This is a genomic window from Clostridium boliviensis (genome assembly GCF_033342255.1).
In the GTDB taxonomy this organism is placed as follows: domain Bacteria; phylum Bacillota; class Clostridia; order Lachnospirales; family Lachnospiraceae; genus Lacrimispora; species Lacrimispora boliviensis.
In genome coordinates this window covers 258,931-279,365 of record NZ_JAWONS010000329.1, presented here as the reverse complement: position 1 = coordinate 279,365, position 20,435 = coordinate 258,931, and the positions used below count along the sequence as shown (strand labels likewise).

At 39.8% G+C, this 20,435-nt stretch carries 24 protein-coding genes; 22 read left to right on the top strand and 2 right to left on the bottom strand.

Annotated elements, in window-relative coordinates; genetic code table 11:
* Positions 1-136: 136 nt before the first annotated feature.
* From RZO55_RS24960 to RZO55_RS24880, 17 genes are all read left to right on the top strand, one after another.
* Positions 137-1,543 (top strand): hypothetical protein, encoded by a 1,407-nt coding sequence (locus RZO55_RS24960; RefSeq protein ID WP_318066959.1) that lies wholly within the window; start codon positions 137-139, stop codon positions 1,541-1,543.
* A 196-nt stretch (positions 1,544-1,739) separates the two neighbouring features.
* Complete coding sequence (locus tag RZO55_RS24955; RefSeq protein WP_318066958.1) at positions 1,740-2,216, top strand: methylated-DNA--[protein]-cysteine S-methyltransferase; 477 nt, start codon at positions 1,740-1,742, stop codon at positions 2,214-2,216.
* A complete protein-coding gene (locus RZO55_RS24950; RefSeq protein WP_318066957.1) occupies positions 2,197-2,829 on the top strand; it encodes a DNA-3-methyladenine glycosylase family protein in 633 nt (210 codons plus the stop codon). The genes RZO55_RS24955 and RZO55_RS24950 overlap by 20 nt, the downstream gene beginning before the upstream one ends.
* A 4-nt stretch (positions 2,830-2,833) precedes the next feature.
* Complete coding sequence (locus RZO55_RS24945) at positions 2,834-3,391, top strand: bifunctional transcriptional activator/DNA repair enzyme AdaA (protein ID WP_318066956.1); 558 nt, start codon at positions 2,834-2,836, stop codon at positions 3,389-3,391.
* A 164-nt stretch (positions 3,392-3,555) separates the two neighbouring features.
* A complete protein-coding gene (ygiD, locus tag RZO55_RS24940) occupies positions 3,556-4,326 on the top strand; it encodes a 4,5-DOPA-extradiol-dioxygenase (RefSeq protein WP_318066955.1) in 771 nt (256 codons plus the stop codon).
* A 38-nt stretch (positions 4,327-4,364) separates the two neighbouring features.
* On the top strand, positions 4,365-4,766 hold the full coding sequence (locus RZO55_RS24935; protein WP_318066954.1) for an iron chaperone: 402 nt from the start codon (positions 4,365-4,367) through the stop codon (positions 4,764-4,766).
* A gap of 143 nt (positions 4,767-4,909) precedes the next feature.
* The gene (locus RZO55_RS24930) at positions 4,910-5,680 is read left to right on the top strand and encodes a flavodoxin family protein (protein WP_318066953.1); all 771 of its coding nucleotides are present in this window, start codon (positions 4,910-4,912) and stop codon (positions 5,678-5,680) included.
* Between the two features lie 45 nt (positions 5,681-5,725).
* On the top strand, positions 5,726-6,334 hold the full coding sequence (locus RZO55_RS24925; RefSeq protein WP_318066952.1) for a TetR/AcrR family transcriptional regulator: 609 nt from the start codon (positions 5,726-5,728) through the stop codon (positions 6,332-6,334).
* Between the two features lie 40 nt (positions 6,335-6,374).
* Positions 6,375-6,866 carry a flavodoxin domain-containing protein gene (locus tag RZO55_RS24920; RefSeq protein ID WP_318066951.1) on the top strand — a complete coding sequence of 164 codons (492 nt, stop codon included), beginning with the start codon at positions 6,375-6,377 and terminating at the stop codon, positions 6,864-6,866.
* An 84-nt stretch (positions 6,867-6,950) separates the two neighbouring features.
* Entirely contained in the window at positions 6,951-8,378 is a 1,428-nt protein-coding gene (locus RZO55_RS24915) for a serine hydrolase domain-containing protein (protein WP_318066950.1), read from the top strand.
* Between the two features lie 42 nt (positions 8,379-8,420).
* Entirely contained in the window at positions 8,421-8,621 is a 201-nt protein-coding gene (locus tag RZO55_RS24910) for a YwbE family protein (protein WP_318066949.1), read from the top strand.
* A 12-nt stretch (positions 8,622-8,633) separates the two neighbouring features.
* Positions 8,634-9,863, top strand: a complete 1,230-nt coding sequence (locus RZO55_RS24905; protein WP_318066948.1) for an MFS transporter — start codon at positions 8,634-8,636, stop codon at positions 9,861-9,863.
* Between the two features lie 8 nt (positions 9,864-9,871).
* Positions 9,872-11,179: an alkaline phosphatase family protein gene (locus tag RZO55_RS24900; RefSeq protein ID WP_318066947.1), complete on the top strand. Its 1,308-nt coding sequence runs from the start codon at positions 9,872-9,874 to the stop codon at positions 11,177-11,179.
* Positions 11,180-11,350: 171 nt separating this feature from the next.
* Entirely contained in the window at positions 11,351-11,854 is a 504-nt protein-coding gene (locus RZO55_RS24895; RefSeq protein WP_318066946.1) for a hypothetical protein, read from the top strand.
* 45 nt (positions 11,855-11,899) lie between these two features.
* Positions 11,900-12,544, top strand: coding sequence for a hypothetical protein (locus RZO55_RS24890; RefSeq protein WP_318066945.1), 645 nt, complete (start codon positions 11,900-11,902; stop codon positions 12,542-12,544).
* 19 nt (positions 12,545-12,563) lie between these two features.
* On the top strand, positions 12,564-13,457 hold the full coding sequence (locus RZO55_RS24885) for a phosphotransferase (protein WP_318066944.1): 894 nt from the start codon (positions 12,564-12,566) through the stop codon (positions 13,455-13,457).
* 266 nt (positions 13,458-13,723) lie between these two features.
* Positions 13,724-14,176 (top strand): YaiI/YqxD family protein, encoded by a 453-nt coding sequence (locus RZO55_RS24880; protein WP_318066943.1) that lies wholly within the window; start codon positions 13,724-13,726, stop codon positions 14,174-14,176.
* Positions 14,177-14,551: 375 nt separating this feature from the next.
* Here RZO55_RS24880 and RZO55_RS24875 read toward each other — a convergent pair whose 3' ends face one another.
* Positions 14,552-15,247 (bottom strand): flavodoxin family protein, encoded by a 696-nt coding sequence (locus RZO55_RS24875; protein ID WP_318066942.1) that lies wholly within the window; start codon positions 15,245-15,247, stop codon positions 14,552-14,554.
* Between the two features lie 121 nt (positions 15,248-15,368).
* Entirely contained in the window at positions 15,369-17,108 is a 1,740-nt protein-coding gene (locus tag RZO55_RS24870; RefSeq protein WP_318066941.1) for an ABC-F family ATP-binding cassette domain-containing protein, read from the bottom strand.
* Positions 17,109-17,304: 196 nt separating this feature from the next.
* Between RZO55_RS24870 and RZO55_RS24865 the strand changes: the two genes are divergently transcribed.
* From RZO55_RS24865 to RZO55_RS24845, 5 genes are all read left to right on the top strand, one after another.
* Entirely contained in the window at positions 17,305-17,781 is a 477-nt protein-coding gene (locus RZO55_RS24865) for a helix-turn-helix transcriptional regulator (RefSeq protein WP_318066940.1), read from the top strand.
* Positions 17,765-18,727, top strand: coding sequence for an alpha/beta hydrolase (locus tag RZO55_RS24860; RefSeq protein ID WP_318066939.1), 963 nt, complete (start codon positions 17,765-17,767; stop codon positions 18,725-18,727). The genes RZO55_RS24865 and RZO55_RS24860 overlap by 17 nt, the downstream gene beginning before the upstream one ends.
* A 23-nt stretch (positions 18,728-18,750) precedes the next feature.
* Positions 18,751-19,044: a phosphotriesterase family protein gene (locus tag RZO55_RS24855; protein ID WP_318066938.1), complete on the top strand. Its 294-nt coding sequence runs from the start codon at positions 18,751-18,753 to the stop codon at positions 19,042-19,044.
* 27 nt (positions 19,045-19,071) lie between these two features.
* Positions 19,072-19,347 carry a hypothetical protein gene (locus RZO55_RS24850; RefSeq protein WP_318066937.1) on the top strand — a complete coding sequence of 92 codons (276 nt, stop codon included), beginning with the start codon at positions 19,072-19,074 and terminating at the stop codon, positions 19,345-19,347.
* A 149-nt stretch (positions 19,348-19,496) separates the two neighbouring features.
* The gene (locus RZO55_RS24845) at positions 19,497-20,435 is read left to right on the top strand and encodes an ABC transporter ATP-binding protein (protein WP_318066936.1); all 939 of its coding nucleotides are present in this window, start codon (positions 19,497-19,499) and stop codon (positions 20,433-20,435) included.

Sequence of the window (20,435 nt, the reverse complement as noted above, 5' to 3'; positions counted from 1 at the left end):
CTAACTTTGGCTACTATATATCATTAAACTGGCATAATTAGTGGAATTGGCCGCCATATGTTGTACAAGTCTTGGTAAACTATGAAAAAGAGATGCTATCATATGGGGAGGATTCTTAAATAAGGAGAAGGAAGCCATGATACAAAAGAGCAAATTAGATTCAGAAGAGTCCATGAGGAAGAAAATAGAAATAATGAATGGGTTTGGCAGCAGGACAACCGGCTCAAAAGGTCATCAAATGTTTATTGCATGGTTAAAGCAGCAGCTGAATGATATGGGGCTTCCGGTTTATAGCGACACCTATACGTTTGAACGATGGGAAGAAAAGAGAAGTGCTTTAACAGTAAACCAAGAAGATATCCATGTGTCATCAGCCTATCCATATTCTGGCGAAACAGATGAAAATGGAATAACAGGAGAATTGATTCATGTAAAAAGCGGTAATTATAGCAAAGCAAAAGGTAAAATTGCCGTTGTAGAAATCAAAAAGGTAAAAAAACTTCCCATTGGACTAATCATGAACAAACGGGCGGCATATCCAGGCGGCACCAGAATTGCAGCAGGTGACGGTGATCTGGTACTCACTTCTGTGTTAAGAAATCCTGATCTAAAGAAGGCAAGGGAGAAGGGAGTAAAAGCAGTTGTTTTAATCTGGAAGGGAGTGGCAGATGAAAAAGTGGAAGATCAGTATCTTCCATTTACCGACGAATATATGGGAATTCCGGCTGTATGGGTGAATGAGACGGAAGGGAAAAAGGTGATTGCGGCAGCTAAGAAGCAGGAGCAGGGAACTGTAATTTTAGAAGCAGAAAAACAGACCAATGCTAAAACAGAAAGTTTCCATGTGATAATTAGAGGCAGGAATGAGGATCAGACCATTCTTATCAATACACATACAGATGGTATTAATGTGGTAGAGGAGAACGGAGCCATCGGAATGCTTTCCATGATACGATATTTACAAAACAAACAGCTCAGCCGCACCATGGTATTTTCCTTCGTAACCGGACATTTTCGTTTACCGGTATTTAAAGGGACCTCACAGGCTGCCTCAACCTGGTTAAAGGATCATCCGGAACTTTGGGATGGAAAAAAAGGCAATAAAAAAGCCGTTGCAGGTATTACGGTGGAGCACCTTGGAAGCATGGAGTGGAAAGAATATGAATCCGGACAATACAAGGCCACTGGCAACATTCAGACAGAATACACTTATGTGGGAAATGCCCGTATGGGACGAATTTGGGAAAAGGTGATCAGGGACAGAAGCCGGACCCGAACTGTCACGCTCAGAGGCCACAACAAGTTTGAATTTGGAGAAAGCCAGCCTCTGTTTGAAGAAGGGATTCCGGTCATCGGGCTGATTCAGATGCCGGATTATCTTATGGTAAATAACAAGACCAGAGAGATGGACAAGTTCAGCGTCAGCTTAATGAGAGAACAGGTAAAATCACTTCTAAAGGCAACAATCATTGTGGATAAAACGCCCCAAAAACAGCTTGGAAAATCCGATGGGTATTTATTCCTTTATGGAAGGACATGGTGAGTTCTGACTTTAGAACGAGTAACTTGCAGAAATAGTTTATGCTAAAATACAATTATAAAGGGATATGGAAAACAGCGTAATTTTAAAAGCGCTGTTTTTTCGTATAGTATCCTAAAAATTGCATGGTGCAAAATCGGATGATATACTGGAAAAAATAGAGTAAACTGAATCAATCAGAACGAAGGAGGTTGACTTTATGAAAAATACAGCTATGTTTCAGACAATCCTTGGCAAGGTTGTAATATCAGAACAAGATGGTGCTATTACGGAACTTTTCTTTGCTAAGGATACACAATACATCGGTAATAATCGGATCACACCCTTGCTAAAAGAAGCCGAGAAGCAGCTTTTGGAATATTTTTCAGGAACCCGCAGAACATTTGATTTAAAGCTTGCAGCCAAAGGAACGGAGTTCCAGAAGACGGTCTGGAACACGCTGCAGGAGATTGAGTATGGAGAAACCCGCAGTTATAAACAAGTTGCTGAAATGATTGGCCGGCCAGAGGCCTCCCGTGCTGTAGGTATGGCCAACAGCAAAAACCCCATACTTATTATTACACCCTGTCACCGCATAATAGGTTCGGATGGTAAATTAGTGGGGTATGCCGGGGGTCTGGAAATAAAGAAAAACCTGTTAGAAATGGAAAATAATCATGTCAGCAGTTACGTATAAGCATTTCAATTATGGTATGAAAGAAATAGCACATCTTGCCGCGGCAGATCCTGTGCTTGGTGAAGCAATGGTCAGACTTGGGCGAGTGGAGCGTGAGGTAATTCCCGATCCATTCGCAGCGCTGGTATATGCGATTATTGGTCAATTGATCTCAACTCGCTCCGCCAAAACAGTGTGGGAACGAATGCAGGAACTTGTGGGTGAAATCACTCCGGAGAATCTGTCTTGCTTTACCCCGGTCGATGTAAGAGAATGTGGCATGACAATGAAAAAAGCTGTCTGTATCTGGGATCTGGCAAAAGAGATCGTGGGAGGAAATCTTTGTCTGGATAGTCTGCAAAAGCAGCCGGATAACGAAGTCATTCGTACCCTGATGGCTTATAAGGGAATAGGACCATGGACTGCACAAATGCTGCTCATTAATATGGAACGACCTGATGTAGTCAGCTGGGGGGATATTGGAATCCGCCGTGGAATGGAAAAGCTTTACGGCAATCCCAAATTGACAAAGGATCAATTTGAATCATATAGAAATAAATATTCACCCTACGGGTCGGTAGCTTCCATTTATTTATGGGAACTTTCCTCAATGCCAATGGAACAAAGGAGGTAATAAAATGTCCAATATGAATTTAACGGATGAAGAAAAATGGCAGGCATCTCTGACCTGTAATCCCGCTTATGACGGTAAATTTTTTTATGGTGTAAAAACAACAGGGATTTTCTGCCGTCCCTCCTGCAAGTCAAAAAGTCCAAAGCGTGAAAATGTCCTCTTTTTTGACACAGCAGAGCAGGCTGCAGAAAGTGGGCTGCGTCCCTGTAAGCGCTGCCGCCCGGATTTGCTGGAATTTCAGCCGCTAAAGGATTCTGCCGATAAAATCAAGAAAGTATGTGACCAATATTTTACAGATCGCAGCCGTCTGAAAGAGGAACTTGCACAACTCGGTCTGAGCAGGAATCGTATGATACAGCTGTTTCAAGATCAATATCAGAAAACACCATCGGAGTATTTAAACCAGCTTCGCATTAACAGTGCCAAAGATCTGCTTGCCCACACAAACAATAGCATTTTACAAATTTCCCTGCAAAGCGGTTTTGAGAGCCTTTCCACATTTTATGCACAGTTTAGGAAGTTGACAGGTATTTCGCCAAAAGAATACCGCGAAAAACACTGATAACTGGGAGGTGGAAGCAAAAATGCTTGACTATATGAAGAGGACTGGATATATTAAAACAATAGGAAGAATATGGATAATTCCAATATATCAGACTTGGATAACAGAGAATATATCTCAATGGTAGTTGACTGATACATATAAGAGGGAAAGGAGTAAATGATATGTCTAAAATGCCCATGATATTTGCAGGCCACGGTTCACCAATGAATGCAATAGAAGATAACCGTTATACCAGAGGCTGGAGAGAAATGTCACAGAAAATCCCCAGACCTGAATCAATCGTATCAATCTCGGCACACTGGTATACAGAAGGTACAAAGATTATGAATGAGGAAAATCCGAATACAGTTTATGATATGTATGGATTTCCAGATGAGTTATATAAGATGATATATAATGCCCCTGGTAATCCAAAGCTTGCAGGTACTGTAAAAGATCTAATCACCAAACCAAGCGTATATGATAATACCTGGGGCATTGACCACGGTACGTGGTCTGTTCTGACTCATATGTACCCCCAGCGGGATATTCCTGTTTTTCAGATCAGCATCGATGCATTTGCACCTCCCCAGGTACATTATCAGATAGGCAGGGAATTGAAATCCTTAAGAAATCAAGGCGTACTTTTATTTGGCACCGGAAATATTGTTCACAATTTAAGAATGCTGGATTGGGGAATGGAAGACGATGGTTTTGAATGGGCATATAGATTTGACGATTATGTAAAGTCAAATATTGAAAGTAAAAATCACGAAAATATCATTCACTACATGCGTCAGGGTGAGGCGGCTAAATTATCCGTACCTGCGCCGGATCATTTTAATCCAATCTTATATTTGCTTGGGGCATCGGATGAAGAAGATAAGATAACTGTATATAACAACAGCTGTATGCTGGGTTCCTTATCTATGACAAGCTATTTATTTGAATGAGATTCGGGTGAATTTGGAAAGGGAAAGGTGTATCTGATATGTGGAAATGCCCAAAGTGTGGCCGGGAATTTAAAAATCTGGATCAAAATCATTTTTGCAGTGAGGCGCCAAATACAATTGATGCCTATATTGAAGCTCAGGATAAGGAGGTTCAGCCGCTCTTACATCAGGTTCGTAATACGCTTAGGACTGCATTGCCCGGCGCAGAGGAACGTATCTCATGGAAGATGCCGACTTACTGGAGCGGACATAACATCATTCATTTTGCCGCATTTAAAAAACATATAGGGGTGTATCCTGGTGAGGCTGCAATGGTGTATTTCGCAAACCGGCTGACAGAATACAAAACAAGTAAAGGCGCAATACAGCTGCCTTATGAAAAGCAGCTTCCGCTGACTTTAATCGCAGAAATTGCGAGATGGTGTTATGAATCAGAGTAATAATCTTTCTTATAAATAGTAAGAAAAAATGTATTATTAGGCAAAACTACTTTAAACTTGACGTGTAAACCAAAAAGTGCTAGTATGTGAATGAATAAAAATTAATTCGTTCATATACTGGCACTTTTGCAGAAAGGCATTAAATGAAAAAGATTACTGCATTTATAGGAAGCGCGAGAAAGAAGGCTACATACGAGGCGGTTCGTGAATTTGAGCAAAATTTGAAATCATATACGGACATTGAGTTTGAATATGTTTTCTTAAAGGATTATCGAATTGAGTTTTGCAGGGGCTGCAAGCTTTGTTTCAATAAAGGAGAAGACCACTGCCCCTTACGGGACGATCGTGATTTGCTGATTGAAAAGATGGAAGATTCTGACGGTGTTATATTTGCCACCCCTAATTATTCATTTCATGTTTCAGCACCCATGAAAAATTTATTGGATCGGATCGCGTTTTTATTACATCGGCCATGTTTTTTTGGCAAGGTGTTTACATCCATTGTTACTCAGGGTATTTTCGGGGGAAACTCCATTATAAAGTATCTCGGTAATATGGGAGAAAATTTAGGATATCGTGTTACAAAAGGCTGTGTATTAAATACCCTGGAGCCGACTGCAAAATCAGCACAAGAGAAGAACTCATTGGAAATAAAAAAGGCCGCTGCAAGGTTTTACCGTGTGCTTGTGCGTCAAGCAGCTCCAACCCCGTCTTTGTTCAGGCTGATGATGTTTCGAATTTCAAGAACAAGAATGAAGGAGATGCTTAGTGAAGAATATTATGACTATCGGCATTACAAGGCAAAGGGCTGGTTTGAATCGGATTATTATTACGATGTTACCTTAAAACCGTTTAAAAAGCTGATGGGCTGGATTTTTGATTTAGCAGGGCATAGGCTGGCAAAGCAGAATTAAGAATTTGCCGATGTCTGAAGATTTAATATGTTGGAGGAATATAGATTGAAAGATACAAAAACATTGTTATTTAATTGCGGAAAGGAACTGTTCAGCCGGAAGGGGTTTAAGGATACCAATGTATCAGATATTACGAAAGCCGCAAATATAGGAACAGGTACATTTTATAATTACTATTCCTCAAAAGAGGAGCTTTTCATGGCAGTATACCTGGAAGAAAACGAAAAGCTGAAGAAAAAAATACTGAAATCAATGGACATGAATCAGGAACCGGGAAGTCTGGTTAAAGAACTGATGTTATCAAATCTAAAAGGCATGAAGTCAAATCCCATCCTGATAGAGTGGTATAATAAGGACGTGGCTTACAAAATAGAGCAGTATTTCCGTGAACAGAATGGGTTGGATCGTCTTGAATTCATGTATCACGATCTTTTTAACATTATTAAAAAATGGCAGGAAGACGGAAAAATAAGGAACGATATTGACAGTCGAATGATCATGGCTATTTTCACAGCAATCGTTACTGTTGAGACCCATAAAGAGGAAATTGGCCTTCAGTATTTTCCAAAGTTATTGGATTATCTCACCGAGTTTACAATGAAAGGCCTGGCGGCGGTATCCGAAGTTGCTGCAGGCAGAGATGAATTAAAGTAATTGAACATGATAACGAAATTAATTTTTAGGAGGCATTAACATGAGTACATTAATTGCATATACAACTAAATATGGATTTACTAAAACTTGCGCTGAGATTCTTGCTAAAAAGCTTGAGGAAAAGGTGGATATCTGTGACTTAAGGAGCAGTCATCCTGATCTGACGAAATATGATAGAGTCATCATCGGCGGTTCAATTTATGCTGGGAAAATCAGAAAGCCGGTTATGAGTTTTTGCTCAGACAATTTAAACACTCTTAAAGATAAAAAAACAGGGTTCTTTATCTGCGGAATGGCAAAGGAAGATGACGCGCAAAAGCAGCTTGAATCCTCTTTTCCAAAAGAACTATTGGCGGTTGCTGCTGCAAAGGAATTCTTTGGCGGGGAGTGCAATTATGACAAAATGAATTTCATGGAGAGATTTATTATGAAAAAGATAACTGGCTCTGATCAGAGTCAGTCGCACATTGCTGAGGATAATATAACACGCTTTGCCGGTCTGATGAGAGAACCTGTAATTGAATCTTCTTAGCAATGATTTAATTGTATTATTTGACAATTTGTCATACAATGATGTTAAATGCAAAAGATCTGATTATAATTTGGGAGGTAGTGTATGAGACTTGAAAAAGCGACACCAGAATCACAGGGAGTCTCTTCCGGGGCGATTCTGGAATTTTTAAACAAAGTGAACGAACAGGGTTTAGAACTTCATTCATTTATGCTGCTTAAGAACGGGAAAAATATTGCTGACTGCTGGTGGAAGCCATATTCGCCCCAGTACAGGCATCAGTTGTTTTCTTTAAGCAAAAGCTTTACATCCATGGCAATCGGACTGGCAGTGGAGGAAGGTCTGCTGACAACAGATACGCGGATCGTTGATATTTTTACATCTGAGATGGAAGAACTGGGGGAAAAAGTCGACGAGAAAATAAAGAAAATGACCGTGCGCAATCTTCTTACCATGGGAACTGGAATGACTTATGAGAATTGGAACTGGGGTGATGATAATTTTAATCATATTCTGGGATTTTTAAGCTCTCATGTGAAAAATGAACCGGGCAGCGCCTTTTTTTACAATACCATGGCTACCTATATGTGTTCTGCAATTATCACAAGATTGACCGGTCAGAAACTTGTGGATTATCTTATGCCCAGGCTGTTTGAGCCCCTGGGAATTGACCCCATTTGGGATGAAGATAATTTGGGCATCAGCTTTGGCGGTTTTGGACTGAATATCAAAACAGAGGATATAGCCGTATTCGGGCAAATGCTTCTGCAGAAAGGGAATTTCAATGGACGGCAGCTGGTACCCGCAGCATGGATAGAAGAAGCAACATCCAAACAGATTAACAACGGAGATGAGGCGGATAACGATTGGGCACAGGGGTATGGATACCAGTTTTGGAGATGTGTACCCGAAGGAGTGTATCGGGGAGATGGTATGTATGGGCAATACTGTATCGTTATGCCTGAGTATAACTGTGTTATTGCTGTAACAAGCAACGCAGACATGGGTAAATTTATGAAGCTGATCTGGAGCAGTCTTCTTCCAGTGCTTGGAGGAAAAGTGCCCCTGCCTGAAAGTGACGTTCACAATAAACTGGTTGAGTTCGGAGCTTGTCAGACACATCTGAAGGTGAACGAAAATGCAGATCCCTATCCTGTATTCCGGGCAGCCTACCAGCTTTCTTCTGATGTGGCAGTGGAGAAAGAATATAATATAAAGAAGATAAGATTTGATTTTGAAAATGGTGAGTGTCTCCTTGCAATATTTAACGGGGAGAACCCACAACCCCTATATGTGATCCGTTTTATAGAGAAAAAATGGATGGAGACTGCAAAGCCATTCTGGGAAGCCCAATCCTTTTACAGAGCTGTCTGCTACGGAGAATGGAAGCAGGAAGAGTTTACAGCCTGCATTTGGCATTATGAGACACCATTGAATACAAAACTGACGTTTTCGTTCAGTGAGGAGAGGAAAAGGCTGGTTTTGCAATTTACAGCAGACAAGGAAATCACACTTAATTATGTGAAACTATAAGAAACTAAGGCCTTGCCTATTTTAGAGAATGAAGGGAATAAAATGGACGGAACAGTAAGAAAAAATATTAAAATTGGTGACCGCGTTATGGTAGTACAGAAACAGGATCAAAGAACAGGTAAACTGACAGAAGGTGTGGTCCAGAGAATATTAACCAATTCTCCCAATCATCCACGAGGCATTAAAGTGATGCTGGAAGGCGGAATTGTCGGGAGAGTGCAGGGAGGCGTGGACCAGAAATAGGAGGGGCCAAGCGTGAAATTAAGCAGGGAAGAGAAATCATGGATTCTGGTTGACTGCGGTAATTCAGCTTATTCCATGGCTGTCACAACCGCATTACTGCCGATAATGTTTGGAATGTTTGACAATGTGAAACGAAGCATGGACCTGGGATATTTTAATTCCATTGCCAGTATCCTGGTGGCGGCTTTAAGTCCCATATTGGGTGCTGCAGCCGATTATAAGGACAAAAAGAAGCGTTTTTTTGTATTCTTCACCTGCCTGGGAGTCCTTTCAACGGCATCGCTGGCGTTTATCCCTCCTTCCAGCGGGCAGTGGCAGCTTTTAATTCTGTTTTTTATCTTATCAGCAATTGGTTTTGCAGGATCCAATATTTTTTACGATGCATTTATTGTTGATGTCACCAGTGATGAAAGAATGGATAAGATATCCTCTCTTGGTTTTGCATTTGGTTACATATCAAGCGTCATCCCTTTTGGTATTAGTCTGGTGTTTATCTTTCTTCTGGGAATGGAAAAATCCATTGGATATCAGATTGGATTTATTATCACAGCTTTATGGTGGGGACTTTTAACCATTCCTATGATAAGAGATGTAAAACAGATTCATTATGTGGAACCCGAAAAGGATATGATAAAGAATAGTTTTATAAGGCTGGCAGAAACATTCAGACAGATGAAACAGTATCATACTGTATTTCTCTTCCTTGGCGCTTATTTCTTTTATATTGATGGTGTGGATACCATTATTAAGATGGTAATTCCTTATGCCACTGCAGTTATGGGAAATGATGCACTGGATACCTTTTCCCTGCTGGCGATCTTACTGATCATTCAGATTATTGCCTTTCCATGTGCGGTGTTTTACGGAAATATGGCAAAACGATTTTCTGCCAGAACCATGATTATCATAGGAATATTTACTTATATTATATCCTGCGTTGCTGCATTTTTTATATCTTCCGTGTGGCATATCTTCATTCTTGGTGCCATGATCGGTTCTGCGCAAGGCGGGATTCAGGCGCTTAGCAGGTCTTATTTTGCAAAGATTATTCCAAAGGAAAAATCCAACGAATTCTTTGGGTTTTATAATATTTTTGGTAAATTTTCAGCTATTATGGGGCCAACGCTGATGTCTCTAACAACAGCAGTTACAGGTAATGCCAGATGGAGTATTATTGGAATTATACCTCTCTTTTTAGTGGGATTTATTATATTTATAAGGCTTCCGTTGGAAGGAAAATAAGAGGAAGGATGGGAAGAGTAAAAATGAACAATGGAAAAGCAAAGCATCTGATCGTAATCTCTTATGATGCATTTTCTGAAGATAACTGGGAAAAAGCAAGCCGGCTTCCCAATCTGTCCCGGTTAATAGAAAACGGGGTTTCCAGTACTAAATTAAAAAGCGTTTATCCCACGCTTACCTATGTTGTCCATACCACTATGATGACCGGTGTATATCCGGATAAACACGGAATTTATCATAATAACCCGCTTCAGCCTTTTGTCAGAGAAGAAGATCAGGCGTGGTTCTGGTTTAGAAAAGACATCAAGGTGCCCACTGTGTATGAAGCATTGAAAAAACACAGGATGAAATCAGCCGCAATATTATGGCCTGTTACAGGAAAGGCGTCCATTCGTTATAATATGCCTGAGATAAAGGCAATTGGCCGTGAAAATCAGGCACTTAAAATTTTGAAAAACGGAAATCCTTTTTATTGTATGAGGCTGGAAAGAAAGTTTGGAAAGATAAGAAAAGGAATTGAACAGCCCTACCTGGATGATTTTACGGTTATGTGCGGTACGGATACCATATTGGAAAAGAAACCGGAACTTTTGATGATCCATTTCATTGATCTGGACGATGCAAAACATCATTATGGGACAGACAGCGCTGAGATTGATCAGGTTCTCCTCCGCATGGATGAGAGAATCGGTAAGATGATGGCTGCAGTTTTGGAAGCGGGTATTTCAGAAGAAACTGTATTTATGGTGCTGGGTGATCATGGTCAGAAAAATGTCAGATATAAGGTGAGGCTGAATCAACTGTTAAAAGAAGACGGCCTTATTTTCGAAAAGAATGGTAAATTGCACTGGAGGGCGTATTTACAGTCTACAGGCGGATCTGCCTATCTGCACGTAAAGGAAGATGATGAGGAAGCGAAGGGGCGTGCACTGCGGATTATACAAACAGCTGCAGAAGAGGAACGGCTTGGCATAGAGAAAATCTATACTGAAGAAGAGTTGAAAGCGTTTCATGCATTCCCGGTATCTGGCTGCATGTTGGAAGCAAAAATGGGATTTAGTTTTGATGACAGCCTTACAGGTCCTCTTGTAACAGATTTAAAAGAAGAAAACAAAACCTATGCCACTCATGGATACTCTCCTGAGAAGTCGGAATATAACTGCTGTTTTGTTGTATCAGGAAAGGGAATCAGAAAAGGATACCAGTTAGGGGAGATTCATATGGTGGATATCGCCCCAACCATTGCTTCCATTCTTGGCGTTGAGTTTGGATCTTGTGACGGCAGAGTGTTGGAAGAGGTGTTTCTCAATAATTAATGGAACATGATACTGTAACCTTTAACAATCAATTGACCGTTATGATGAAATGGAATATCAAATAACGCAAAAAATCTTAGAAATGTCTCAATAAACCCGATATTCATAATAAGAGATACAGCAGGCTGGTTGCTGATATTCTTTTACTAAATTAGAACAGGGGGCATTTTTATGAGCAGAAATAAGTTTTTGAAATTACTTTTCAGCGCTTTATTAATCGTTACAATGGCATTTACAACGACCACTTCAACATACGCTGCAACCGGAACCAAGAAGGTGACTTCTTCCGGAACCATGAGTCTCGCCTTAAAAAAGGGACAAAGCGGCAATTCAAGTGAAGTTACATTCCGTGTTTCCGGTCTTCCGGCAAATGCTGTTATTACAAAGCTTGAGGTAAATCCTGGTTCGCTGAAATATTCAGGAGCTGTACTTACCAATTATCTGACAGTGGCCAGCAGTAACAGGAGTTCAGCGGAGAAAGTAACTTGGAACGGTAAGGAAAATACAACTTTGAGAACAAACGGTTTTTTAGCTTCCAAAGCTAATGGAACGTATACAATTTCCTTTAACGCTACCTGCATCAGCGGCGCAATTTCCCATGGTATGATATTAGACATTGGCTCTAAGTCATATTCCAATCCCTATATAACAATTTACTGGGATGACTCCTTTTAATTTATAACGTAATATTTTAATAATAATGACAGGAGAGATTTTCATATGACCAGCCCATATGAAAGTCTTTCATTAAAAAGAAAAGGAGCAGATAAAATGCGCATAGGAAATGATAAATTGCTGACGCAAAGCCGTCCCCATACTGGTACAGAAAAAAAGGGAAGTGTTTCTTCCCCGGATTATACCGATTTTCATTTTAATATAAAAACAGCACCGGCCATGAGCGATGATAAGTATAAAACAGCTATTATTGAACAGGCAAAAAAAGATCAGGCGGCTGGAAAATTCCAGTCAGATTCCGCCGGATTTAGAAATCTTGTAAAAAGTTATGTTTCTGCGGTTTCTCCTGATCGAAAAAATATTATTTCACAGGGCTTAAGAGCAATATATAAAAATATAAGGCAGGAACCGAAAACCTTTAATTTGTTGGATTATATGTTTGGTTCTGTGAAGTACAGCAAGGAAGCAGATGATGTGTCTTATGCAGAATTTTACGACAGTAATGGAGAGATGGTAGCCTCTTTTTCCAATGGCAGATGGATTTCCTATGGAACAAAAGCGGAAGATGCCAGAGAATCCCAGCTGTGGGGAATCTATAATCAGGCATGGAACAGCGCAGCGAGAGCAGGCAGGGGAAATCAGGGGGCGGTAAATGGGAACTCGGCGGCTTCCATTGATATTTTAGGTTAAAAATGATAGGGGTGTATGTATGGCAGCAGGTATAACTGAATATTGGGGAATTAGTGAGAAGCCGGTTGCCGCTACGCCGACAACCTGGGACGTAGCGGGGAAGTATATTTTAAAATTGGTGAGCACAGAACATGCTGCATTTAATAATATAAGACTGACTGCAGCACTTCTCTCCCATAAAGTTCCAGTGCCCCATATTATAAAAGCAAACGATGGCAGAGATTTTATAAATACAGAAGAGGGCTGTTATCTGTTGATGGAAAAGCTTTCCGGCAGCCATATAAAAGAGGCGTTTGAGCAGGATTATGCAGTCATTGCTTATGAAACAGGCATTGTCATTGGAAAAATTCACTGTGCACTTATGACGGTGTCCGATAAAAGTACTGGAATTACTCCTTTTCATGAGGAACTTAAGGGCTGGATCAGTAAGGAACTTTCCGGCAGCAGTTTGCTGACAAAAGAAGAATGGTTAGAGCCAATAGAAGCATTATGCAGTCTGTACCCCCAGTTACCGAAGCAGCAGATTCACCGGGATCTGCATTATGGTAATTTACTGTTTCAAGGGACAACATTGATGGGGGTTCTGGACTTTGATTTAGGTAAACAGGATGCCCGCATATTTGATATTGCTTATTTTCTGTCAGGACAATTATCAGATCAGAAAGACCTGATGGCTATAAAAGATAAATGGATTGAGTTTATCAGTCAGTTTCTAATTGGTTATGAATCGGTTATTGTTTTAGAAAATAATGAGAAGAAAGCTCTGCCACTTATGATACAGTGTATTGAGCTTTTATTTGTAGCATTTTGGCAGCAGCAGAAAAATCAGGAAGCAGCGGCAGACGCAGTACGAATTTTTAGGTTTGTAGAGCGTGTGTGTAAACAGGAATTAAAGCACACTCAGAATATCTGAAATCATAACAGATGAACTCAGACATGGGATTTTATATTTTATCTTTATACCAAAAATGGATGTAGAGGTTAATCCATAATAAGGCGGCATATCAAAACTCAACCATTGATGACCTGGAAACGTTAGGTGATAAACTGGAACTTCCTGACGGCTGGACCTGTCGGGCAAGAATATTAGACGAAGATTTTAATTTGACTGCAGATGGCAAGGCATATATAATAAACCATGAGTTACTAAATATCTATCAAAAAATGAGGTAGAAAAAGATGACGATTTATGTAGATGCAGATGCATGCCCTGTAGTTCGTATTGTGGAAAAAACAGCAAAAGAAAACAAAATACATGTCTGTCTCCTATGTGACACCAATCATGTATTACAGACTGAATACAGTGAAATCAGGATTATTGGTGCAGGAGCAGATGCTGTGGACTTCGCGTTAATAAACCTGTGCAAAGCCGGTGATATTGTGGTAACACAGGATTACGGAGTAGCGGCTATGGCACTTTCTAAAGGGGCTTATGGAATTCATCAGTCAGGAAATTGGTATACCAATGATAATATTGATCAGCTTCTGATGGAACGGCATATTGCAAAAGAAGCAAGGAGAGCAAAGACGAAAAATCATCTTAGCGGACCTTCAAAGAGAACAAAAGAAGATGACAGACATTTTGAAGAATCGTTTTGTAAGCTGATTACTTACGCCAGCGAAAGGGTATAGATAAATATTGCATATCGTTATTAACAGGAGTAAACAATTTGAATGATATCTCCGTATTCAATGGAACAAAAGGATTTTTGACTATACCGTAATGGGGGGTGGTCTTGCAGTATGTGTGGTGGCTTCACAGATTAAGAAGAGAAACAAGGATCTTGATAAGTAAATAAACTCTCCATGATGTGGAATCAGGAGAGCTTATTTTAATCTTGCTGTACTTCTTCGGCGAATTTATCCAGATTTGCAGGAACCGGACCAAGAGCATCGGCCTGTTCCTGTGTTTCGATGATATAAATGGACATGCCTGAAATTATGAAACAGGGACAATTAACGAGTATTTTTTCTGTGGGAGAATCTGTCTATTGCAGTTTTTATCTCCTAATCGCTAAATGCGTTTGGAACATTTACATTCTCTTCGAGTCCATCAAGTTCTACACCGGCAAAACGCAGCCCCATATCATAAGCCTTGAGACAGTCCTCTGGGAACTGTTTTTCTCTGACCAGTGCTTTATGGTGCTCATCGAAAATCGTCGCAACGTATTTATCATAGTCATCAAACTGGTAGGTATCATGAGAAAACAGTGATTCACTATAGCCGAAGGTCCTTTTCATGAAGCCCTCAATACCATCTAATGCCGGGCGGAGCCCCTTTCCTTCCATTTGCCCGGCAGTCACGTTCATGGTATAAATAAGTCCGGTCTTAATTTTTCGTTCAAACAGACTTTTATAACCTTCTGTATATGTTAAATAAGGGAAAACCAGACGCTCCAAAAAAGCATGCATCTGTCCCGTTACATCAAAAAGATAAATAGGGGAACCAAGGATAATGGCATCGGCTTCTTTGATTTTATTTAGAACGGGACTCAATTCATCTTTCCAGGCACATATTCCATAGCTTGGTCCATTCTTTCTTTTACAGGCAAAACAGCTGGTACAGCCCTTATAGTTTAAATCATACAAATGAATAAGCTCTGTTTTGGCCCCATTTGCCTGCGCTCCCTCCAGTGCTTTCTTAAGAAGAGCAGCGGTGTTGTGGTTTTTCCGGGGACTTCCGTTGATTGCGATCACTTTCATAGTTACATCCTCCTACTTGGCTTTATAGATAAATTATATATCCTTATACTCAAATAGAAAAGTATGCACATTATAGTTAGTTACTAACTTTTTGGTTAGCAGGCAGGAGTATGTCATGTATTTAAAGGAGCCCAATAATCGTTTCCAATTCTTCAGATAAAACTTTAGCCAGTTCAAAATCAGTATTTTTTAAAGCCAGTTCGATTTTGGTCTCCACTGCCTTTTTCTTTTGTTCTAATTCTAAATAGTCTTTATCAAAATGTCGGGCGTAAGTCATTTGCCTGAATTTACGCATACTCATTTTCCGGATTGTCTTATCATCAATAATTAACACATAATCTGCACAGTTAACGATGGAATAGAAATCGTGGGATATCATCAAAACGGAACCCTTGTAATCCCCAATTGCTTTTTCCAGTGCCAGCTGTGAATAGGTATCTAAATGGCTGGTTGGTTCATCAAGGAGCAGTAAATCTGCTTTGCCTGCACAAATTTTTGCTAATTGGAGTATATTTTTTTCGCCGCCGGACAAAGCACCTATTTTTTGATGAAGGACAGATTCATCAAATGCAAAAGTTGAGAGATAGGAGCTGATTTCATCATATGTTTTAAAGCCCAGACCAAAAAAATCATCCAATACTGTCTCAGACTCGTTTAGCATTTCACCCTGAATCTGGGATAAAAAGGCTGTCTTAACGGTTTCATTTATCTCAATTGAGTTCTGGTTATTTTTAAAAATTTCCCGGAGCAATGTGGTTTTTCCCGTTCCGTTTGGACCGATCAGGGCTACTTTATCTTTGGATTTGATCTCAAAGTTAACGTTTTCCAAAAGTATTTCATCAAATGACACACTGTAATCGCTGACTTTTAATACAGTTTCATCATCCAGCTCACTGGCAGTTGTAAAATGGATTTCCGGCTGTTTAATATCCACAAATGGAGCCTGAATTCTTCGTGCTATTAACCGCTCCTGGATTTTCTTTCTTGCTTTTAAGGATTTTCCTCTGGCTGCTTCCGTATGTGTGGTAGCCAGTGATCTTAAATTATTAATTATAATTTCATTTCTTTTAATTTCTTCTGTGTCAGCCACAGCCAGTTCCTGTAATTCAATTTTCTTTTGAAGCAAAGTGAAGTTATAATCAATGTAGCGGCCGTCAAACTCCTGAAGCAGTTTATTTTCCAGGTGGATGATCTTGTTAAAACAATGGTTTAATAAATAACGGTTGTGAGTAATAACAAGCATGGTGCCTTTGTGTGAATTGATTAGATTTTTAAGAGAATTGAGATTCTCAAAATCCAGGAATACATCAGGTTCGTCCATAATAATCAGGTCAGGCTGAGTCAGCATTTCCTTTATTACCTGAACCAGCTTGAATTCTCCGCCGCTGAGCTGGGAGACAGGCAGATTCTCCTGTTTGCCTAAGTCTGCCAGACTTAACTGCTTATTCATGTTGCTTTCAAAATTATCTCCGTCAATTGCCTGAAAGGCATCCAGGGCCTGCTGATATTTTTCCAGAAGAGTATCGATGTCTGATGAAGTTTCCATTTCTGTACAGATGGATGTGATTTCATTTTGCAGTTTCACAAATTCCTCACCGATATATTCGGATACGGTTATTTCCTTTGTATCGTCCAGCTGTGAAAACTGGCTTACATATCCAATTCTGCAATTGGGAGATATCTCCAGTTTTCCATCAAACATATATTTTTCAGGATCCATAAGGATATCGACCAGCGTACTTTTACCGCTGCCGCTTGTACCGATAAAGGCACAATGCTGACCTTCTTCTAAAGAGAACGAAATGTTATCATACAAATCCTTCTGTGGAAATGAGTAAGACAGGTTATCAAATTTTATCATGTAAGTCCTCCATGTAATATGCGGCATCCCATTACTGTATGGTTAATATTTTTTCTATTAATAACAGTTTTCGGGATTACCTCTGGTAGCATACCATTTTTTAATAATTATTTCAATTATTTCATTGGAATGGTATGATAATGATTGTATATCAAATTTTCTGCCAAGTATAAAACTTAGTGAGCAGGAAATATTAATGCTTTTGATGGTATTAAAGGCAGGAGAAGAATTTCGTATCCCCAACATGGCAGCTGATTACAACCTGCTAAGCGGCAAGCTGCTTAATGTTTTGCCGGATGAAGAAAGGAAAAAGGCTTCCCAGGCTATATCACACATAAATTTCGACATATTGCGGATAATACCAAAAGGTTACGCAGATGATGTTTTAAACCCCATATTAGAGGCGCTGTGGAAATCCTGCGATCTGCAGCTTAGTTATTACCATCCAGAGCGGAATACCACAGAATCCAGGCGTTTTTCACCCATGGAGCTGCAGTTTGGTGATGGAGGCTGGTATATTAACGGCTACTGTCATTTGAGAGAAGAAAAGCGGACGTTCCGGCTTGACCGAATCGTTTCAATTACATGTGTGGCTGAACAGTTAAGTAATGCGTTATCCGCGAAGTATCATAGTGTATCACAAAGGAGCATGTCAAATGAAGAAAGCAATTAGAATAACCGGGAAAATAATACTTTGGATCTTTGTGACAATCATTGGTCTTTTACTAATCTCAGCATTATCTCACAATATTCTTAAGTCAATGGAAAAACACAAATATAAAATCGGAAAAACCATTGATATAGATGGAAAGCATATGCAGGCATATGTGACTGGTCAGGGAGAAAAAACCATCGTTTTATTGAGCGGATTGGGAACTGCATCACCGATTGCAGATTTTATGCCCCTGGCAGATCGATTAGGTACGGATTATAAAGTTGTTATTCTTGAATACTTTGGTTATGGTTTCAGTGATTCGACAAAAGCAGAGCGTTCCAATGAAAATATAGTAAATGAAATACGAACCGCGCTTAACCAATTAGAAATAAAGGGACCATATATTTTAATGCCTCACTCAATATCTGGGGTATATTCTATGTATTATGCGATTAAATACCCTGATGAAGTGGAAGCGATCATTGGAATTGATGAGTCGGTGCCCAATCAAACAAAAATTAGTAAAGATCCCGATATGTCTCACAGCTTAACTTTGCTTAATACTTTTGGGATCATAAGGGACATCACATATCTTTTGCCGGAGGCTGAAGATGGTAGTAATAAAAATAATGATTATACACAAGAGCAGATTAAGATAAAAAAAATGGCGACAGCATGGAACAGTCTAAATGAATCTATAATAAATGAATTTAACATGGTGAATAAAAATACAGAAGAATTATATGATGTAAAATACCCGGATCATCTCCCGGTTCTTGCAATTTTAGCTAAGGAAACAGTAGATACGGATAAAAACTGGCTCCCGCTTCATCAACAGTTAATAACCAGCCCTTCAATACAAAAAATTGAAACGCTTCCGGGAGAGCATTATCTGCACTGGACCAATGCCGGTAGAATCGCTGAACTTTCAAAGGAATTTATATCTGCTAATTTAACAAAATAAAAAAGACAAAATTAAACGTCAGCTTGTTAAAAACGTTATCTGAACGGACGGATATGCATATCATTGCGTGCACTGGCTGGAACATGACAAAACAGCTTTACAGCGTATTTCCCGATTATTTTGAAGAACAGCTGGCGGACCGCTGGATAAAGGATTTTAAAGAAGGTCTGGACACAATAGATGGCATTGTGATTCGTCCGGGCCATATCAAACTGCTGCTTGATAAGGGCGAACTGCCTGGCGCAGATAAGGCTATGCTGATTGCGGCAAATTTCTTTGGGCGCATGCGGATCACGAAGCCAACAGGGAAACGATGAAGCTGGCGGTAAAAAAGGGGATGTGGATTGTGGATTGGTATAGATAATATCAGAAAGGGAACAAGTGCCCAAAAGTATGAACTGTTAAACTATATTAGTTCACTTAATTACAGCCATAAGGTGCTGCTTTCCCAGAATTATGACTTTTATTCAGAAGGGAAAGAATCTCTGGGTCATCACCCCTGTACATCAATTTTTGACGAATTTATTCCCTGTTGTATCGCCAACGGAACCAACAGACAGGAAATAATTCGCATTATGACAGAGAATCCTGCAAATTTCTATGATGTGGATGCGATATGAAATGATAAGTCAGGAGGTTCATCATGGATGAGCCATATAAGATTTGTACAACCATAAAAAATCAACCGTTACAATCAGCCAAACGGTTGATTTTTTTATTTCTGAAATGCCCTATGATATCCATAGTAAACAAAAAGGAGACAAATGCTATGGATAATCTAATGACAGTCAGTAATTTAAAAAAGAGTTTTAAAGAAAATATAGTTCTGAAAGGAATCAGCTTTGAGATACGCCGGGGGGAAGTGCTTTGTATTCTGGGACCAAACGGTGCAGGAAAGAGTACCACCATTAATATACTAACTGCTGTACTGGGAAGTGATGAGGGTGATATCTGTTTCAAAGGCACAAAAATCAGTAAAATACTCCGCTCTTATAAACAGTCAATAGGCATTGTCCCTCAGGATATAGCACTATATGAAGAGTTAAGCGCAGAGCAAAACTTAAAGTTTTTCGCATCTCTATACGGCCTTTACGGCAGCAGGCTAAAGGAAGCTGTGGAAGAGGCTCTTACGTTTGCCGGCTTAAAAGACCGCAGAACGGATAAGGTGAAAACCTTTTCTGGGGGAATGAAGAGACGTCTTAATATTGCATGTGCCATAGCCCACAAGCCAGAACTGGTCATCATGGATGAACCTACAGTGGGAATCGATCCCCAGAGCCGGAATCATATTCTTTCTTCTATTAAAAAACTTCAAAGTCAGGGAATGACGGTTATTTATACCACTCATTACATGGAAGAGGTTGAAGTGATTTCATCCCGGATTATTATAATGGATCACGGTGCTGTCCTTGCAGAAGGAACAAAGGAAAGTTTAAAAGAGGATATACAGAATGAAAAGAGATATATCATAGAGGTCGAGGAAAATGGAACTATCGGACACGATGAATTTTTTGCGGTGGAAGGTGTCAAATCCGTAAAAATAGAAGGGAATACCCTTGAAATTACATCTCTGAAAGGCATAGAAAATCTTGACCGTATCATTTCCCTGTTAAGTGATCACGGAGAAAAAATACGAAATATTACAAGTGAGGCTGCAAGTCTTGAGAGGGTTTTCTTAAAGCTGACGGGACGCAAGCTGCGGGACTGA

What these genes read in the sequence shown, in the direction of transcription:
- RZO55_RS24960 (WP_318066959.1), top strand. Translation starts at nt 137, where the DNA reads ATGATACAAAAGAGCAAATTAGATTCAGAAGAGTCCATGAGGAAGAAA.
- RZO55_RS24955 (WP_318066958.1), top strand. Translation starts at nt 1,740, where the DNA reads ATGAAAAATACAGCTATGTTTCAGACAATCCTTGGCAAGGTTGTAATA.
- RZO55_RS24950 (WP_318066957.1), top strand. Translation starts at nt 2,197, where the DNA reads ATGTCAGCAGTTACGTATAAGCATTTCAATTATGGTATGAAAGAAATA.
- RZO55_RS24945 (WP_318066956.1), top strand. Translation starts at nt 2,834, where the DNA reads ATGTCCAATATGAATTTAACGGATGAAGAAAAATGGCAGGCATCTCTG.
- ygiD (WP_318066955.1), top strand. Translation starts at nt 3,556, where the DNA reads ATGTCTAAAATGCCCATGATATTTGCAGGCCACGGTTCACCAATGAAT.
- RZO55_RS24935 (WP_318066954.1), top strand. Translation starts at nt 4,365, where the DNA reads ATGTGGAAATGCCCAAAGTGTGGCCGGGAATTTAAAAATCTGGATCAA.
- RZO55_RS24930 (WP_318066953.1), top strand. Translation starts at nt 4,910, where the DNA reads ATGAAAAAGATTACTGCATTTATAGGAAGCGCGAGAAAGAAGGCTACA.
- RZO55_RS24920 (WP_318066951.1), top strand. Translation starts at nt 6,375, where the DNA reads ATGAGTACATTAATTGCATATACAACTAAATATGGATTTACTAAAACT.
- RZO55_RS24915 (WP_318066950.1), top strand. Translation starts at nt 6,951, where the DNA reads ATGAGACTTGAAAAAGCGACACCAGAATCACAGGGAGTCTCTTCCGGG.
- RZO55_RS24910 (WP_318066949.1), top strand. Translation starts at nt 8,421, where the DNA reads ATGGACGGAACAGTAAGAAAAAATATTAAAATTGGTGACCGCGTTATG.
- RZO55_RS24900 (WP_318066947.1), top strand. Translation starts at nt 9,872, where the DNA reads ATGGGAAGAGTAAAAATGAACAATGGAAAAGCAAAGCATCTGATCGTA.
- RZO55_RS24895 (WP_318066946.1), top strand. Translation starts at nt 11,351, where the DNA reads ATGAGCAGAAATAAGTTTTTGAAATTACTTTTCAGCGCTTTATTAATC.
- RZO55_RS24890 (WP_318066945.1), top strand. Translation starts at nt 11,900, where the DNA reads ATGACCAGCCCATATGAAAGTCTTTCATTAAAAAGAAAAGGAGCAGAT.
- RZO55_RS24885 (WP_318066944.1), top strand. Translation starts at nt 12,564, where the DNA reads ATGGCAGCAGGTATAACTGAATATTGGGGAATTAGTGAGAAGCCGGTT.
- RZO55_RS24880 (WP_318066943.1), top strand. Translation starts at nt 13,724, where the DNA reads ATGACGATTTATGTAGATGCAGATGCATGCCCTGTAGTTCGTATTGTG.
- RZO55_RS24875 (WP_318066942.1), bottom strand. Translation starts at nt 15,247, where the DNA reads ATGAAAGTGATCGCAATCAACGGAAGTCCCCGGAAAAACCACAACACC.
- RZO55_RS24870 (WP_318066941.1), bottom strand. Translation starts at nt 17,108, where the DNA reads ATGATAAAATTTGATAACCTGTCTTACTCATTTCCACAGAAGGATTTG.
- RZO55_RS24865 (WP_318066940.1), top strand. Translation starts at nt 17,305, where the DNA reads ATGCTTTTGATGGTATTAAAGGCAGGAGAAGAATTTCGTATCCCCAAC.
- RZO55_RS24860 (WP_318066939.1), top strand. Translation starts at nt 17,765, where the DNA reads ATGAAGAAAGCAATTAGAATAACCGGGAAAATAATACTTTGGATCTTT.
- RZO55_RS24845 (WP_318066936.1), top strand. Translation starts at nt 19,497, where the DNA reads ATGGATAATCTAATGACAGTCAGTAATTTAAAAAAGAGTTTTAAAGAA.